General features: G+C 38.0%; 14 protein-coding genes. 6 read left to right on the top strand and 8 right to left on the bottom strand.

All coding sequences use genetic code 11. The annotated features are described in order from the left end of the window. Positions 1-370: 370 nt before the first annotated feature. The 3 genes from ACZZZK_RS15625 to ACZZZK_RS15615 form a co-directional block, all read right to left on the bottom strand. Positions 371-1,141 carry a succinate dehydrogenase/fumarate reductase iron-sulfur subunit gene (locus tag ACZZZK_RS15625; protein ID WP_056848311.1) on the bottom strand — a complete coding sequence of 257 codons (771 nt, stop codon included), beginning with the start codon at positions 1,139-1,141 and terminating at the stop codon, positions 371-373. A gap of 84 nt (positions 1,142-1,225) precedes the next feature. Next, positions 1,226-3,205, bottom strand: a complete 1,980-nt coding sequence (locus tag ACZZZK_RS15620) for a fumarate reductase/succinate dehydrogenase flavoprotein subunit (RefSeq protein ID WP_463484944.1) — start codon at positions 3,203-3,205, stop codon at positions 1,226-1,228. Between the two features lie 20 nt (positions 3,206-3,225). Next, on the bottom strand, positions 3,226-3,906 hold the full coding sequence (locus ACZZZK_RS15615) for a succinate dehydrogenase cytochrome b subunit (protein WP_056848309.1): 681 nt from the start codon (positions 3,904-3,906) through the stop codon (positions 3,226-3,228). Between the two features lie 312 nt (positions 3,907-4,218). Between ACZZZK_RS15615 and ACZZZK_RS15610 the strand changes: the two genes are divergently transcribed. Continuing rightward, positions 4,219-5,139: a hypothetical protein gene (locus ACZZZK_RS15610; RefSeq protein WP_463484943.1), complete on the top strand. Its 921-nt coding sequence runs from the start codon at positions 4,219-4,221 to the stop codon at positions 5,137-5,139. A 116-nt stretch (positions 5,140-5,255) separates the two neighbouring features. On the opposite strand, the gene ACZZZK_RS15605 is transcribed toward ACZZZK_RS15610, so the two are convergent. Then, on the bottom strand, positions 5,256-5,447 hold the full coding sequence (locus tag ACZZZK_RS15605) for a cold-shock protein (RefSeq protein ID WP_010599638.1): 192 nt from the start codon (positions 5,445-5,447) through the stop codon (positions 5,256-5,258). A gap of 211 nt (positions 5,448-5,658) precedes the next feature. Beyond that, on the bottom strand, positions 5,659-6,168 hold the full coding sequence (locus ACZZZK_RS15600; RefSeq protein ID WP_463484942.1) for a hypothetical protein: 510 nt from the start codon (positions 6,166-6,168) through the stop codon (positions 5,659-5,661). A 432-nt stretch (positions 6,169-6,600) separates the two neighbouring features. Here ACZZZK_RS15600 and ACZZZK_RS15595 point away from each other — a divergent pair, with 432 nt between their 5' ends. Then, positions 6,601-6,948: a four-helix bundle copper-binding protein gene (locus ACZZZK_RS15595; protein ID WP_463484941.1), complete on the top strand. Its 348-nt coding sequence runs from the start codon at positions 6,601-6,603 to the stop codon at positions 6,946-6,948. Positions 6,949-7,010: 62 nt separating this feature from the next. Here ACZZZK_RS15595 and ACZZZK_RS15590 read toward each other — a convergent pair whose 3' ends face one another. Further along, a complete protein-coding gene (locus tag ACZZZK_RS15590) occupies positions 7,011-8,564 on the bottom strand; it encodes a trypsin-like peptidase domain-containing protein (protein WP_265798540.1) in 1,554 nt (517 codons plus the stop codon). A 396-nt stretch (positions 8,565-8,960) separates the two neighbouring features. Here ACZZZK_RS15590 and dapF point away from each other — a divergent pair, with 396 nt between their 5' ends. The 4 genes from dapF (at position 8,961) to ACZZZK_RS15570 (ending at position 15,977) form a co-directional block, all read left to right on the top strand. Continuing rightward, positions 8,961-9,743: a diaminopimelate epimerase gene (gene dapF, locus ACZZZK_RS15585; RefSeq protein WP_463484940.1), complete on the top strand. Its 783-nt coding sequence runs from the start codon at positions 8,961-8,963 to the stop codon at positions 9,741-9,743. Positions 9,744-10,165: 422 nt separating this feature from the next. Continuing rightward, the gene (locus ACZZZK_RS15580) at positions 10,166-11,335 is read left to right on the top strand and encodes an efflux RND transporter periplasmic adaptor subunit (RefSeq protein ID WP_056848304.1); all 1,170 of its coding nucleotides are present in this window, start codon (positions 10,166-10,168) and stop codon (positions 11,333-11,335) included. A 46-nt stretch (positions 11,336-11,381) separates the two neighbouring features. Next, entirely contained in the window at positions 11,382-14,564 is a 3,183-nt protein-coding gene (locus tag ACZZZK_RS15575; RefSeq protein WP_463484939.1) for an efflux RND transporter permease subunit, read from the top strand. A 12-nt stretch (positions 14,565-14,576) separates the two neighbouring features. Beyond that, entirely contained in the window at positions 14,577-15,977 is a 1,401-nt protein-coding gene (locus ACZZZK_RS15570) for an efflux transporter outer membrane subunit (protein WP_463484938.1), read from the top strand. A 156-nt stretch (positions 15,978-16,133) separates the two neighbouring features. On the opposite strand, the gene nadD is transcribed toward ACZZZK_RS15570, so the two are convergent. Next, complete coding sequence (nadD, locus tag ACZZZK_RS15565; RefSeq protein ID WP_463484937.1) at positions 16,134-16,706, bottom strand: nicotinate (nicotinamide) nucleotide adenylyltransferase; 573 nt, start codon at positions 16,704-16,706, stop codon at positions 16,134-16,136. 133 nt (positions 16,707-16,839) lie between these two features. Beyond that, positions 16,840-17,409, bottom strand: coding sequence for a guanylate kinase (gene gmk, locus ACZZZK_RS15560; RefSeq protein ID WP_056848300.1), 570 nt, complete (start codon positions 17,407-17,409; stop codon positions 16,840-16,842). Positions 17,410-17,472: the final 63 nt, after the last annotated feature.

Raw genomic sequence — 17,472 nt, 5'->3', positions numbered from 1 at the left:
TGGTGAACCAAATCTATTAACCACAAAACCCCAGCTAAAATAGTCGGGGTTTTATGTTTTCTCTCCTGTCTCGGAACACTAAATTTATAAAATATTTAATGTATATACAAATAATACAAAATAAAATTTCTAATTAGATATTTTTTTAATATGCTAACATAGAATATTTGCAACTTTAGCAAACTTTTATTTTGATGATCACATCCCATTTAAGAATTCGCCTCTTCAAATTTTTTACTCGTGCACCGCAGCGCACCGAAAATAATCGAATCTAATCAAGTTCTATCTTGGCAAAATTTACAAAATAAAAAGCCCCCATAAATATGGAGGCTTAAGAATCCGGTAACTAAACCGAACGCACAGTATAATTTTAAACCGTTTCTTCTGAAACAAATTTTGCAGATGCAAAATCACGATTCATCAAAGCAATATTTTCTAAAGAGATTCCTTTAGGGCATTCCGCTTCACATGCACCTGTATTGGTACAATTACCGAAACCTTCAGCATCCATTTGTGCTACCATGCTTTGTACACGACGATAACGTTCTGGCTGGCCTTGTGGTAATAACGCCAGCTGAGAAATTTTCGCAGAAACGAACAACATTGCCGAAGCATTTTTACATGTAGCCACACAAGCGCCACAACCTATACAAGCTGCCGCTTCGAAAGCAGCATCTGCTTTCATTTTTGGAATCGGTAAGTTGTTAGCATCTTGTGCGTTTCCTGTGTTTACAGAAATAAAGCCACCAGCTGCAATCACTCTATCAAATGCAGAACGATCTACAGTCAAATCTTTTACCACTGGAAAAGCTGCTGCTCTCCAAGGCTCCACAACGATAGTATCACCATCTTTGAATGAACGCATGTGCAATTGACAGGTAGTTACCAAGTCTTTCGGACCATGCGGACGACCGTTGATGAACATCGAACACATTCCGCAGATACCCTCACGGCAATCGTGGTCGAATACCACCGGCTCTTCACCTTTAGTAATCAGATCTTCGTTTAACACATCGAACATCTCCAAGAAAGACATATCCGGAGAAATACCAGACAATTTATAATCGACCAAAGCACCTTTGGTTTTGTTATTTTTCTGACGCCAAACTTTTAGCGTTAAGTTCATATTTCCTGTACTCATGATATTGAGATTTTAGGTAGTTAGTACTTAGTAGTTAGTATTTAGAAGGAAGTTATCTAAGTACTAAATACTAATATCTAAATACTATTTATAACTTCTTTGTGCTACTTTAATATTTTCAAACTTTAATTCTTCTTTATGAAGTTCAAAGTTTACACCTTCTTTAAATTCCCAGGCCGCCACGTAAGCAAAGTTTTCATCGTCACGTAAAGCCTCGCCCTCTTCTGTTTGATACTCTTCACGGAAGTGACCACCACAACTTTCGTTACGGTTTAAAGCATCAATACACATTAGTTCGCCCAATTCGATGAAATCAGCAACACGGCCTGCTTTCTCTAACTCCGGATTTAATTCTTCTGCTACACCAGGTACACGAACATTACTCCAGAATTCAGCACGTAAAGCTCTGATTTCCTCAATAGCTTCTTTCAGGCCTTTTTCATTACGAGCCATACCACATTTTTCCCACATGATGTGGCCCAAACGTTTGTGGAAATGATCTACTGATTTGGTTCCTTTAATGTTGATCAGCTTGTTAAGAATTCCTTTCGCTCGCTCTTCTGCTTCTACGAATGCTGGATGATCTGTAGGGATAGCTTTTACAGAAATCTCTTTAGATAAGTAAGCACCAATCGTGTATGGAAGCACGAAATATCCATCAGCTAAACCTTGCATTAAAGCAGAAGCACCTAAACGGTTCGCACCATGATCGGAGAAGTTAGCTTCACCAGTACAATATAAACCAGGTACAGAAGTCATTAAGTTATAATCAACCCAAAGCCCGCCCATTGTGTAGTGAACCGCTGGATAGATACGCATTGGCGTTTCGTAAGGATTCTCACCGGTAATCTGAGCATACATATCAAATAAGTTTCCGTATTTCTCTTTAATAACGGCTGTTCCTAAACGCATACAGGTTTCTTTATCAGGATTATGAATACCTGATTTAGAAGCTTCGATTCTACCGTAGCGTTCAGTATTCGCTTTAAAATCTAAATAAACAGCCAGTTTTGAAGCACCTACACCATAACCTGCATCACAACGCTCTTTTGCTGCCCTAGAGGCCACATCACGAGGCACAAGGTTACCAAAAGCAGGATAACGACGCTCTAAATAATAATCTCTTTCATCTTCAGGAATTTCTGAAGCTTTACGGTTATCATCTTTCTTTTTAGGAACCCAGATACGTCCATCATTACGTAAGGATTCAGACATCAGGGTTAATTTAGATTGGTGATCACCAGAAACTGGAATACAAGTTGGGTGAATTTGAGTGTAACACGGATTGGCGAAATAAGCACCTTGTTTATGTGCTTTCCATGCCGCCGTAACGTTACTGCCCATTGCGTTTGTAGAAAGGTAAAAGACGTTACCGTAACCACCTGTTCCCAAAACAACTGCATGACCAAAGTGACGCTCAATTTCGCCAGTGATTAGGTTACGGGCGATAATACCACGAGCCTTGCCATCAATTTTAACCACTTCAAGCATTTCATGGCGGGTATACATTTCTACTTTACCCATACCAATCTGGCGTTCTAAAGCAGAATAAGCACCTAATAATAATTGCTGACCAGTTTGACCGGCTGCATAAAATGTGCGTTGAACTTGCGTACCACCGAATGAACGGTTATCTAACAAACCACCGTATTCGCGAGCTAAGGGAACACCCTGAGCCACACATTGATCTATAATGTTAGCACTTACCTCAGCCAGGCGATGCACATTCGCTTCGCGGGCTCTGTAATCGCCACCTTTAATTGTATCGTAAAACAAACGATAGGTACTATCACCATCATTCTGGTAATTTTTTGCTGCGTTAATACCACCCTGAGCCGCAATAGAGTGCGCTCTGCGTGGTGAATCCTGAAAGCAAAAACACTTTACCTTGTAACCCATTTCAGCTAAAGTTGCAGCTGCAGAAGCACCCGCTAAACCAGAACCTACAATAATTACTTCAATAGTTCTTTTGTTCGATGGGTTAACCAAAGGCACAGAAGACTTATACTTGGTCCATTTGGAGGTTAATTCGCCTTCTGGAATATTTGAATTAATATCTGACATATCTCTTTTGTGCTAAAAACTTAATCAATTAAATGAGTATATACTGCAATCGGCATCAAAGCGAAAACAAGCGATATAATAATCGAATACCAAACACTTGTGCTTTTAATAATGCCGTTGTATTTTGAATGATTCCATCCCATAGTTTGAAATGCCGAAGCAAAACCATGAAGTAGGTGATAACACAATGAAATCATTAACAAAACATAGGCAACTACACGTACAGGATCCTGGAATTTTTCTCTCATTACCGCATAAAGATCTTCGTGACCGTTAGCATCTACCGTTGGAATACCCGTAAAGCGAGAAACTACCCAGAAATCTTTCAGGTGAATTACAAGGAAAATCAACAACAAAGTACCTAGCAAGCCCATAGAGCGGCTATACCATTTACTGTTGGCGCTTCCATTATAAACAGCATAGTTTTCTGGTCTTGCTTTTCTATTTTGAATAGTCAAGTTTACCGCCTGGTAAATGTGAACCAGTAAACCTATAAACAATATGTACTCCCCAGCTCTGATAATCCAGTTTGTCGCCATAAAATGGGCTCCAATATTGAAAGTCAAACCATTATCGTCAAGAAATATCAACGAATTAATACCAGCATGTACAATTAAAAAGAGTATCAGGAATATTCCTGTAACACCCATAACGTATTTTCTTCCTATTGATGAAGAAAGCGCATTTCCGAAACCACTCATTTGATTAGGATTTATATCTAAATTTCTTGCAAAAGTATCTAATTATGAGTTTAATTTATAAACGATTATGACAAAACGCCGATAAAACATTTATTTAGAAACATTCTAAAAGCATTGTAGATTTTTCTTCGGAAATTCAATAACAACTATCCTCACATCATTATCGGATAAGCAAAATTAATCCATCTTATAATTTAACAAAAGCTACAGCAAATAATCAAATCATCATTCTAAAAGAAATGTCAACGATTTTTTATCGAGAATCATTTTTTACCGCTAGATTCTTATATTCATTCATAAAATGTTTTTTTTATGAAACGTAACGCCATCTTGTTAGCTCCAATTTCTTTGATTTTATTCTCATGCGGAAGCATGAGGAAGCAAACAACGAATCCTCAGGCATTTAAATACAATTATTGTACTCCTACGCGTCCATACATTAATTCCACTGGATTTTTCGAGGAAAAAACGGCCACTGATCTATCTGCTATAGAAGCACTTTCTAAACACGATCAATTGCTGTGTCATTTGCTTGGCTTAAGTAATGAGATCAATGTGCTTCTACGCCTGAAAAAAGAAGGGACAAATAATGGCGATTATCTCAGGTTAAAACAAAAAATAAATAGCCGTATTGGTTTAGCGCAAGCACAACTAACGGCTGTTGCCGCAGAACTTGATTGTGAAGGCGAACGATCTGATATGGCAGCAGACTATCTGGATGGGCTAAACAGTAAACGAAATCGGCAGCTCACCGTCGGTTCGGTGGTTATAGGTGCCCTCACTACGGTTGTAAGTGCAGTAGCAAAGAATAATACGCAAACTATTGTGGGCATAAGTGGAGGCTTAGTTAGCGCTGGTCTTGGTGCAATGACTATTAATCCAAAGGGGAAAAAGGTGGAGTTTTACCATGAACATAACCTTTTAAGAACCATTTGGCGGGATGGAGAAAAGAATACTGATTACCCGGATTTTGTATGGAAAATGCTCAATGAAAAGCAATTCAGCTCAAGCGGTAACGTGACTTTAATTAATAGTATTAAAAACCGCTGGCTAAAGTTCGAGTTTAATGGGGGCGTAGATGTCGATGAAGAAAAATTGCTGTTTGGGGATGGTGGGCTTTACGGAGCTGATGATTTACACACACGCTCTGCGATGATTAACCAACTGCAATCTACCATAAGATCAATCCATCAGGATTTTATCAGCCTAATGAGTTTGGTCGATTCGATATAAAAACAAGAAGAAACAATTAATCCTCAAAGATCAATCCACCTTCCTGCAAATTATTTTGCACAAAAAAAGTCCTGATTTTCATCAGGACTTTTTACGATTTATGTGTTCGAGTTTTCTTAAGCTACTTTTACATTTACCGCGTTTAGGCCTTTTCTACCCTCTTCTACATCGTAGTTTACGGTATCATTCTCGCGAATGTTGTCAATTAAGCCTGAAGCATGAACAAAAATTTCGGCATCGCCATTAGATGGAGTGATAAATCCGAAACCTTTAGTTTCATTAAAAAATTTTACTGTTCCTTGTTGCATTATATTGTATTTTAATTTGTTTCAAAGATAATGTTAATTACCTATAAATCAATTTTTTATTTTTATTTATTCAAATAAAGCTAATTATATTGATTCATTGCTATTTAAACCACTATTTGGATGCATTAGCCTATTCAATCATTTGCCATATTTTCCATTTCAAACATCTATATCAACTAAAATAGCCTTTCAGATAATCAAATAGTTTGTTTTAACTGCACACCAGCTCATGCTTTTCGCAATAATCGATCCTTACCTCTTCAGTCATTTTGATCTTAAATATAGAATTGGATTTGCCTGCCGTTTCCTCACTCAAAACCAGCAGTTCATTATCAATCTCATGCAATAACATTTTTGGGCTAGTATAGGTTAATGAAACCACGTGAGCAGCCTTGTTTAACAAATCTGAATCTATTATTTCAAGTTCAGCCCATTCAAATTTGATTGCATTTCCATCTTCATCTTTTAAAATTGGAATCTGATGTTCTAATTTCTCAATAACATCCATTACCGAATAGTGGAGCTTCTGATGTAAGTCTTTGGCTTTTTTATTAGCCAAAATCATTTGAGAAAACGTATTTAACCGCTCGCCAGAAGTATATGGTTTAGATTTTTCTTGAAATTCTTTATAGGTATCGTGAAAAATTCGTCGTTCGAAATCCGATCGGCACATAAAATTAAAATACTGTTTAGCACTAATGTTGATATAAGCCAAAGCCATAATTATTCGGTTTTAATTCTGGTCAAATATGAAATCATAAAAATCTGATTGCTACAAATACTCCTTATTAATCGGTATATGCGAAACTAAATAGCAAAAATGAATTTAAAATGAACTGTCATTAGCTAAAACGAATAATCATTACTATTCGCTTCAATCATAAAAATAAAAATTCGAAAAGCAGGTTTCTATGCCTTTGGATAAGAATAGTCCTGCCATCCGCTTTACTCACCCGAAAAAAGGGGTTCGTGTTCGCTCTTGTCAGGTTTAGAAAACATAAAACAATACAATAAACCAAAAATGTAAGCTACAGAATGGCACTTTCACCACTGCAAGAGCGAATAGACATTCCGTTCTGCTAATCCCATTTTTATTAAAACTCTTTATATCCTCATGGGTTAATTACATACAATAATAGCTAACCAAAAAAATATGGAAACGAGAAACAACCACGCATTAATTCAGGCCTTATTAGATTGCGCTATGGCATGCGAACATTGCGGTTCTTCAAGCCTGAAGGAAGAGCAAGATATTGCAATGATGGTAGATTGCATTAAATTGAATAGAGATTGTGCGGACATTTGCACCCAGGCAGCACGATTGCTTCAACGCGATTCGGTAATCGGTAGACAATATCTTTTGTTATGTGAAGAAATTTGTCGTGTATGCGCAGAAGAATGCAGCAACCACGACCATGAACATTGCAGACAATGTGCGGTTGCTTGCGAAGAATGTGCCGATGCCTGCCATGCTAACCACCAACCTATTGAGCAAGATTAATTGCAAAAAAAAATGTCCCGATGATTAAATCGGGACATTTTTTATGTATCGCTCTGCCTGAATTATTGAGCTGGGAAACTAAAATTATAAGTTCCTTGTTCGCCCACACCAGAAATACTAATCATATTATTTCTACCCTGAGGTAGCGCCTTCTGAACATCGGCAACCGAATTTACTGGCTGACCATTCACTTTCGTAATGATTAAACCTTTTTCTACTCCGATGTTATCAAATGCCTTACCGGTAACAACCGATGTTACCACCACCCCGCTATTAATTCCAAACTTGGTTTTTTGAGCCTGGGTTGCCGGAGCAAACGTTGCACCTAACTTAGAAACCTCTACATTTTTAGTAGCTGCATTATTGGCTGTTAATCCGATGCTAGATTCCCCTTTTAAAGTAACGGTTATATCTTTCAAGGAACCATCTCTTAAAACACTTAGCTTCACTTTGTCTCCAGGATTCATACGGCCAATTCTTTCCTGCAAATCAGGAGAATCATTTATAACAACACCATCTACTTTTTTAATGATATCGCCTTTTTTAATTCCAGCAGCAGCACCACCGCCACCAGCTACCACATCACTTACATATAATCCGCTTACTTCTGATGTTGTAATACCTTCTGGTTTTTCATCACCACTTAGAGGGTAAAAATTAACACCAATGTATCCACGTTTTACCATTCCATATTTCATAAAATCATCAACGATTTTACGGGCTAAATTTACAGGAATAGCAAAGCCATAACCTTGATTGTATCCACTTTGTGAAGCAATTGCAGAGTTAATACCTACTAATTCTCCATTTGCATTTACTAACGCTCCGCCACTATTACCTGGGTTAATGGCCGCATCGGTTTGAATAAAAGATTCGATACTGGTGTTTGCAGGCGCCTGTGGCCTTTTACCAGTACGTTGATATTCGCGATATTCTTCTTCGGTAATCTCATTACCTTGTTGCTCACGACCGATAATGCCAATACTTCTATTTTTTGCACTCACGATACCCGCCGTAACTGTTGTCTGTAAATCGAGAGGGAACCCTACTGCCAATACCCATTCTCCTACCTGAACATTATCAGAATTACCCATTTTTACAACAGGTAAACCAGTAGCATTAACTTTAATTAAAGCTAAATCTGTGTTAGGATCGCGACCAATCACTTTGGCTTCTACTTTACGTCGGTCAGTTAATACTACCTCAACCTTCGATGCATTTTCTACCACGTGATTATTGGTAACAATATAACCATCCTGACTAATAATTACACCAGAACCTGATGCTGCTCGTGGTTGGCGTTGCATCTGGCGACCGCCGCCTCCAAAGAAATCATCGAACATATCAAATGGCGATGAGTTTCTCGATCCACCACCACTTTTGGCTTCATAAGTTGTTTTAATGTGTACCACTCCTGGTGCAACCGCGGCTGCAGCCTGGGTAAAATCAGCTGTGCCAGCCGATGATACTTTAAGTGGGTTATTGGCGAAATATAAATTCTGCTTTTCAGAAATCGTACTGCCAGTTTGATTGCGTTCAAATAGTTTGTAACCTCCAATTGCTGCTGCCCCACCTATAAAAGCAGCCAACACCGTAATACCTAATATTTTTTTCATGTGTTTGTATATTGTTTTTAATGGTCATGAAGCTATCAAAAGCAATTAATTACTTTTTTTATTCGTTTAGCTTTTGATGGTTTCATGTGTTTGTATATTGTTTTTTAAATCCCCTGATTATTACAAGCATTAATGCTAGCTAATTGTTTGCTTATAACATTCGTTGTTATTTTTAATGGTTGCTAGAGCAATATTCACTTTGTTTTAAGCAGATTGCCCCGGCAGTTTTTATCTGCTCAAATTTTCTTTAACAAGTTTATTCAAATTTAATACCATATAAACGATATTTGTATCAGTTAAGCACCACAAGCCATGTTAAAAAATGTTAAAACCTTTAACCCAGGCTTTGCGGTTACTAATTGCATCTCAAATATTGCATAAAAAAATGAAGGTTTCATGAAAATTAATTTCTTTAAATACCAGGGAGCGGGCAATGATTTCATTCTGATAGATCATACCATGAAACAATTAGAAGATATTGATAATGAGTTGATTGAACAACTTTGCGATAGAAGATTCGGCATTGGCGCAGATGGATTAATGTTTTTAACCCAACATGATGATTACGATTTTGAAATGCATTATTTCAATGCGGATGGTAAGTTAGGTAGCATGTGCGGTAATGGCGGCAGGTGCATTGTGGCATTTGCCAAACAACTCGGTATTATTCAAAATGAAACAAACTTTTTGGCAGTAGACGGACCGCATTATGCCAGAATTTCAGAATCAGGAGATTGGGTAGAGTTACAAATGATTGATGTTGACAGCATTACCAATGATGGTGAAGCATTTGTTTTAAATACCGGCTCTCCACATTACGTTGCTTTACAAAGTGATTTAAAAAATTTCGATGTTTTTACACAGGGAAAAAACATTAGATACAATGAAGTTTATAGCGAAAAAGGAATTAATGTAAATTTCGTTGAAGATAATGGCGATCATTTATTTGTGAGAACTTACGAACGTGGCGTGGAAGATGAAACCTATGCGTGCGGTACCGGCGTAACTGCTGTTGCAATGGCTATGGCGAAATACAAAAACCAAACCGGCCATATCAAAACCAATATAAAAGTTTTGGGTGGAGATATCAAAATAGAGTTTGATTACGATGGAAATGAATTTACAAACGTATTTTTATGCGGGCCGGCAAAATTGGTTTTTGAAGGAGAAGTTGGATAACGCCAATCGATTGATAATAACCTTTCGGGCACTAATCTACTCGCACTAGAGTAACCCGATTTTTCTAAAGTGTATATTTCACACTAAGGAAATAAAATAATGACTGTTTTTCCAAACAAAATCTTTAACAATTCTGCTAATAGAAGAGGGTTATTTAACATCGGTTAACATCTGTCTCAAGATATTTACACAATAATTTCGAAGAGAAAGTAACGATATCCCGCTTAAAAACAAGCATTTAACACCCAAAATAGCCCTTTGCAAATAAAAAATAAATCAATCGATTGATTAAATGACAGAAATTGGACAGACTTAAATTCTTTTAGGCTTTATTTTTGGGCAGAAATCGGCAAGTTGAAAACCACCATTCACTGCGCTTTCAAATCCGGAAATTAAAATTTAAATACACACAAAAATAGTCCATGAGAAAAGTAACAACTCTCGTTTTTGGCATGAGCATCGCTATTGTTTTAGCATCATGCGGAAATAATGATGAACAGAAGAAAGCCGCAGCAGCAGCAGCGGCTGGTCCCCAAGCCTACCCTGTTTTTACGGTTAACGCACAAACCACAGAACTAAATTCAGATTATCCAGCAACCATCGAAGGAATTCAAAATATCGATATCCGCCCTAAGGTTGATGGTTTCATTCAAAAAATATTGGTAGATGAAGGTGCAGTTGTTAAAAAAGGGCAATTACTTTTCACCATAATGGCACCACAATATGAGCAAGAGGTTAGAACGGCGAGAGCTGCGATTAGCAGTGCAGAGGCTGATGTAAATGCAGCCCAACTCCAGGTTAATAAAACACGCCCTCTAGTGGAGAAAGACATCATTAGCAAATACGATTTAGATGCAGCGCAGTTAACCTTGCAAAGTAGAAAAGCAGCGTTAGCGCAAGCAAGAGCTGCGTTAGCAAATGCTCAGGTAAATTTGGGTTATACTTCTATCACAAGCCCTGTTGATGGCGTGGTTGGTAGCCTTCCCTTCAGAACCGGAAGTTTAGTGAGCAGCTCAAGTACAGAGCCTCTTACTACAGTTTCAAATACATCTAAAGTGTATGCTTACTTCTCACTTAATGAAAAACAATTATTAGATTTTTCTAAAACATATAAAGGGAGCACATTGGCACAGCAGATGAAAAACATTCCGGCAGTTAGTTTGGTATTGGCTGATGGAACTGTTTATGCGCAAAATGGTAAGATCGAATCTATCAATGGCCAAATTAATACAGCTACCGGTTCTGCAAGTTTAAGAGCTACTTTCCCCAATCCAGTTTCTTTATTAAAAAATGGTGCAAGTGCTTCGGTTCGTGTACCGCAAAAAGTTGAAAATGCAATTCTTGTTCCTCAAAAATCAACAATCGATTTACAGGGAAAAAAATTCGTTTACGTGTTAGGCGATTCCTCAAAAATTATCAGTACCGAAATTCAGATTATGGATTTAGCTAAAGATAAATTTTATGTGGTAACGAAAGGTTTAAAAGCTGGCGATAAAATCGTTCTGGAAGGGTTTCAATCTTTAAAAGATGGAGCTAAAATTAAACCAGAAGAACAAAGTGCCGATTCAGTTTATGCTGATATAAAAAAATAAAGATATCATCACTGCAGTCAAAATATCAGTGTAATCAATATTAAATATGTTTAAGAAATTTATAGAAAGACCAGTACTATCTACGGTTATATCCATTATCATCGTTATTCTCGGTGTTTTAGGTTTAGCTACTTTACCGGTTTCGCAATATCCAGAGATAGCACCACCTACAGTACAGGTTTCCACTTCGTACCAAGGTGCCAATGCAGATGTGGTAATGAATAGCGTTGTTGTTCCGCTTGAAGAGCAAATTAATGGTGTGGAAGACATGACGTACATGACTTCAAGCGCCAGTAACGATGGTACTGCAACCATCACAGTTAATTTTAAATTGGGTACAAACCCCGATTTGGCAGCAGTAAACGTTCAAAACAGGGTGGCAAGGGCAACCAGTTTGTTACCTGCCGAGGTAACCCGATCGGGTGTAATTACAGCCAAAAGACAAGCGAGTAACGTTTTGATTTTTGGTTTGTACAGTGATGATCCATCTTATGATCAAAAGTTTTTACAGAATTACGCCAACATCAACATCATTCCGCAAATTAAGCGTATTAACGGTGTTGGTGATGCCAGCGCATTCGGAACGTTGGATTATACCATGCGTATTTGGTTGAAACCAGATATTATGGCCACTTACGGGTTAGTTCCAAGTGACGTAAATACGGCTTTGGCCGATCAAAACGTGGAAGCCGCTCCAGGGCAATTTGGTGAACAAGGCGATCAGGCTTTTCAATACACACTAAAATATACTGGCCGTTTAAAAGATGAAGCACAATTTGGCAACATCATTATTAAATCGACTGCCAGCGGACAAATTCTTCGCTTAAAAGATATTGCAAGAATTGAATTAGGTGCTCAAAGCTATGCCAGTTCTGTAAAATTTAATGGAAAGCAAGCTTTAGGTATTGCCATCAACCAAACAGCAGGATCGAATGCGAAAGAAGTAATTGAAAACTCCATTAAAACTTTGGATGAAGCTCAAAAATCTTTTCCTAAAGGGGTTCATTATTCTACCCTGGTTAACGTAAATGATTTCTTGGATGCCTCGATTGAAAAAGTAATCCACACGTTGATTGAAGCTTTTATCCTGGTATTCTTAGTGGTATTTATCTTCTTACAAGATTTCCGTTCTACATTAATTCCAGCGATAAGTGTTCCGGTAGCCATTATTGGTACCTTCTTCTTTTTAAGTTTGTTCGGTTTTACCATTAACTTACTTACGCTATTTGCACTCGTGCTCGCCATCGGTATTGTAGTGGATGATGCGATTGTGGTGGTGGAGGCGGTCCACGCCAAGCTTGATGAAGGTTACACTGATGCAAAAAAAGCCACGGTTGATGCAATGGATGATATTAGTGGTGCCATCATTTCCATCACATTGGTAATGGCTGCAGTATTTATTCCGGTAAGTTTTATACAAGGCTCATCAGGAGTATTTTACAAACAGTTTGGTTTAACACTGGCCATTTCGATTATTTTATCAGCTGTAAATGCGTTAACCCTGAGTCCGGCATTGTGTGCTTTGTTTTTAAAACCACACAAAGACGATCATGGGAAAAAGAAAAACTTTTTAGAGCGTTTTTATGCTGCATTTAATACTTCCTTTGATGCCGTTACCGGAAAATATAAAAAGTCTGTTAGCTTTCTATCCAGAACAAAATGGCTGGTTGGCGTAGGTATTTTGTTTTTCACAGGTCTTTTAATATGGACAATGAATACTACTCCAAAAGGTTTTGTACCAAATGAGGATTTGGGAACAATTATGTCTGATATTTCATTGCCTGCGGGAACTTCTCAAGAGGAAACCAATATTGTGATTGCAAAAATCGACAGCATCGCACATAAAATCCCTGAAATCAAAAACACTTTGAGAGTAGTTGGCCGAAGCATGATTAGTGGTTCTGGAAGTTCGTACGGGATGGTAATTTCACGATTAACCCCTTGGGATGAACGTAAAGGGCGTGATGTTAAAACCATTATTGGTGAATTATTTGCTAAAACGGCTACGATTAAAGGTGCTAAAATTATTTTTTTCGCACCGCCAACCATTCAGGGTTTTGGTACCAGTGGAGGTTTTGAGTTCCAATTGCAAGATAAAACTGGTGGTGATATTAAAAAGTTTAATGAAGTTGGTAACGGATTTTTAGCGGCTTTAAGTCAGCGTCCGGAAATTCAATATGCTTCTACCTCCTTTAACCCTAACTTCCCACAATATCAAATTGATGTTAACGTGGCAAAAGTAAAACAAGCAGGCCTGAACGTGAGTGATGTGTTGGGCGTAATGCAAGGTTACTATGGTGGGGTTTATGCATCAAACTTTAATAAATTTGGTAAACAATTTAGGGTAATGTATCAGGCTGAAGCGGCGTATCGTTCAAATGAACAAACGTTAACGCGTATTTTTGTTCGAAATCCTTCTGGCCAAATGGCACCAATTTCGGAGTTTATTACCCTTACCAAAGTTTACGGGCCACAAGCAATTTCCCGTTTCAACTTGTTTACATCAATTGCTGTTACAGGGAATCCAAATGCAGGTTATAGTTCTGGAGATGCGCTTGCAGCCGTTCAGGAAGAAGCTGCGAAACATTTACCTGCAGGATATGGATATGAGTTTTCGGGGTTATCTCGTGAAGAGATGAGCAGCGGTAGCCAGACCATATTCATTTTCTTACTGTGCGTAATTTTCGTTTATTTCTTGTTGGCAGCCCAATATGAAAGTTATATTTTACCGTTGGCAGTATTAATATCACTCCCAATCGGTTTGGCGGGAACCTTTATTTTCGATAAAATTTTCGGTATCGATAATAACATTTATACCCAAATTACACTCATTATGCTCGTTGGTTTGTTAGCGAAGAATGCAATTTTGATTGTAGAATATGCGGTGGATAGACGACGCAAAGGCATGAGTATTGTAAATGCGGCTATTGATGGCGCAACCGCTCGTTTACGGCCAATCTTGATGACTTCATTTGCATTTATCCTTGGATTACTTCCACTAATGCTTTCATCTGGTGTTGGTGCATCAGGAAATAAATCAATTGGAACGGGTGCCGTTGGGGGAATGTTAATCGGTACCATTTTCGGTATTTTTGTAATTCCGGCATTGTTCATTGTCTTCCAGTCGTTGCAAGAAAGAGTAAGCAATAAATCTCCTTTTGACGAAGGAATTGAAAAAGAGCAAACTCCTGAAGAATACGAATTAGCAACCGCTAACAGTAAACATTAATTTAATCCGAACATGAAATTCACATATAAGTATTCCTTTTTAATTGGTATTTCCATTCTTACCTTAAGCGCTTGCGTAACGCAAAAATACGAACGTCCGCAGGTTAAGAATGAAGGTTTATACCGGGATAATAATACAACAGATACAACAACCATGGCAGATTTGCCATGGAAAAGCCTATTTTCTGATACGACCTTGCAATCGCTGATTCAGCAGGGAATCAATCAAAATCTGGATCTTAAACAAGCCATTGAACGGATCAAAATTTCTGAAGCTACCTTACGTCAAAGTCGTGCAGCGTTTTTACCCAGCTTACAAGCTGATGTTTCCGTTACTGATGCAAAACAGTCTCAAGCGGCGCTGAATTTTCCAGCGGGAATCAACATTAACTTAGAAACCCAAACATACAGAGCTGCTTTAAGCACGGCCTGGGAAGCTGATATTTGGGGCAAACTGAGTAGCGCAAAACGGGCTGCCTTTGCAACCTTACTACAAAGCGATGCGGCAAAACGTGCCGTTCAAACGCAGTTAATAGCCACTATCGCAAATAACTATTATACTTTATTGGCTTTAGATAAACAATTGGCAATTACGGAGCAAACGATCAAAATCAGAACGCAGGATGTAGAAACCATGAAAGCGCTAAAAGAAGGCGCTGTTGTAAATGGTGCGGCTGTAGTTCAAAGTGAGGCCAATCTTTATGCCGCTCAGGTAACACTCCCTGATTTAAAAAGAAGCATTAAAGAAGCCGAAAATGCTTTGAACATTGTTTTAGCACAAGCACCTGGAACAATTAATCGCACCAATTTAGATCAGCAAATTCCTTATACCAATTTGCAAACTGGTGTTTCTGCGCAACTCTTGCAGAACCGTCCGGATGTTATTGCAGCAGAATTCGGATTTAGATCTGCATTTGAAAATACCAACGTAGCTAAAACTTATTTCTATCCGGCTTTAACTTTGACGGCTACAGGTGGCTTAACGAGTTTACAGCTGAGCAATTTTTTCGATAATTCTATATTCTATAATTTAGTTGGAGGATTAACCCAACCCATTTTTGCTAAAGGTGCCAATAAAGCCCGCTTAACAACTGCACAGGCAAATCAGCAAATAGCATTTTATGCTTTTCAGCAAGCACTTTTAACTGGTGGACAAGAGGTTTCAAACGCTTTGTATGCTTACCAAACTGCTGCTGAAAAAGAGGAAACAAGAGCAAAACAGATTGCTTCATTAACAAAAGCAGTTGATTTTACTAAAGAGTTATTGCGCTACAGTTCTGCAACAAATTATACCGACGTTTTGACCTCAGAACAGAGTTTGTTAACTGCTCAGTTAAGTGGAATAAATGATAGATTACAAAAACTTCAGTCTGTAGTTAATTTATACAGAGCATTAGGTGGCGGTTGGAAATAACCGATTGATTCTGGGTTTAAGAATTACGACTTAGATTTTCGAAAGTCTGCAACAATCGTAATTCTTAAACCCAAAATCTTAAATTAAAGGTTTATAAAAAGCGAAAAGGTTAAGCAATTGCCTATCATTCGTAATTCGTAAATCTAAAATCGTAAATCAACGATACATTCCTTTGCCATCAATAAAATCAATCACCTTATCTGGCAAAAAGAATTGAACGTTCTTTCCTTCTTTAATTGCTTTTCTGATAAATGTTGAGGAGATCTCCATTAAAGGTGTATCTGTGAACGTGATTGATGGATGATTTATCCACTCGGTAACATCAGCCCCCGGACGCGGGTAAACGTAAATCTGGTAGTTTTCCAACAGTACTTCGTAATTCTTCCATTTCTTAAAAGAAACCAGATTATCAGCTCCCATAATCAACACAAATTCTTTTGTTGGATAACGTTCATGCAAATAGGTTAACGTATCTATGGTATATGAGGGTTGCGGTAAGGAAAACTCAATATCGCTAACGCGAATGTGATCTGTATTTTCAGTAGCTAATTGTGCCATTTCCAAACGATCATACATGTTGGTTAGGCCTTTTTTATCTTTTAACGGATTATGTGGAGAAACCACTAGCCATACCTCATCAAGACCTGAATGATTAGCCATGTAATTGGCAATGATCAGATGCCCAGTATGAATAGGATTATAAGAACCGAAAAATAGGCCAGTTTTCAATTTGCAGTTTTCAGTTAGAGGGTTTACCAAATCGTCATTTTGAGACAGGAAGCAATTTTACCCGAGCATTTAAATTTAGGCCGTCAAAAGAGATTGCTTCGTTCCTCGCAATGACGACCGAAGATAGAGTTCGTTAACTCCTTATAAAATCGCCCACCAATTTCTCAGCCTCGGCACATGCTGTAGCTAAATCGTAATTTTTTAGTATCACATCGAACTTATCAGCGTAGGTTAATTCTTTTTCTGCTTTAATAAAACGCTCTTGCAGCTTTTCATGGCTATCCGTTCCTCTTCCGCTTAAACGTTCTTTCAATACTTCTAACGATGGTGGTTGAACAAAAATAGCCAATGCATCTTCCTCATATTTACGCTTTAAACGAATGCCGCCTTCTACATCAATATCAAAGATAACGTGCTTCCCATCATTCCAGATACGCTCAATTTCGGAGCGTAAGGTACCATAAAAAGTACCATTGTAAACTTCCTCAAACTCCACAAATTCCTGGCGTGCCACTTTATGCAAAAACTCTTCTTTCGAGATGAAGTAGTAGTCGTTTTCATGGGTTTCAGCACCCCTTAACTCACGTGTTGTTGCAGAAATTGAAAAGCTTAACTCCGGAAACTTGCTTAATAAATGGTGTACAATAGTGGTTTTGCCGGCTCCAGATGGCGCTGAAAATATGATTAATTTGCCTTGTTTCATGTTGTAAGCTGAAAGCAAAAAGCTGAAAGACCAAAGCTGCTTTACGCATTAGTCTCTAGTCTT

Source organism: Pedobacter sp. AC163, from assembly GCF_979258665.1.
This window is presented reverse-complemented; position numbering and strand designations above follow the sequence as displayed.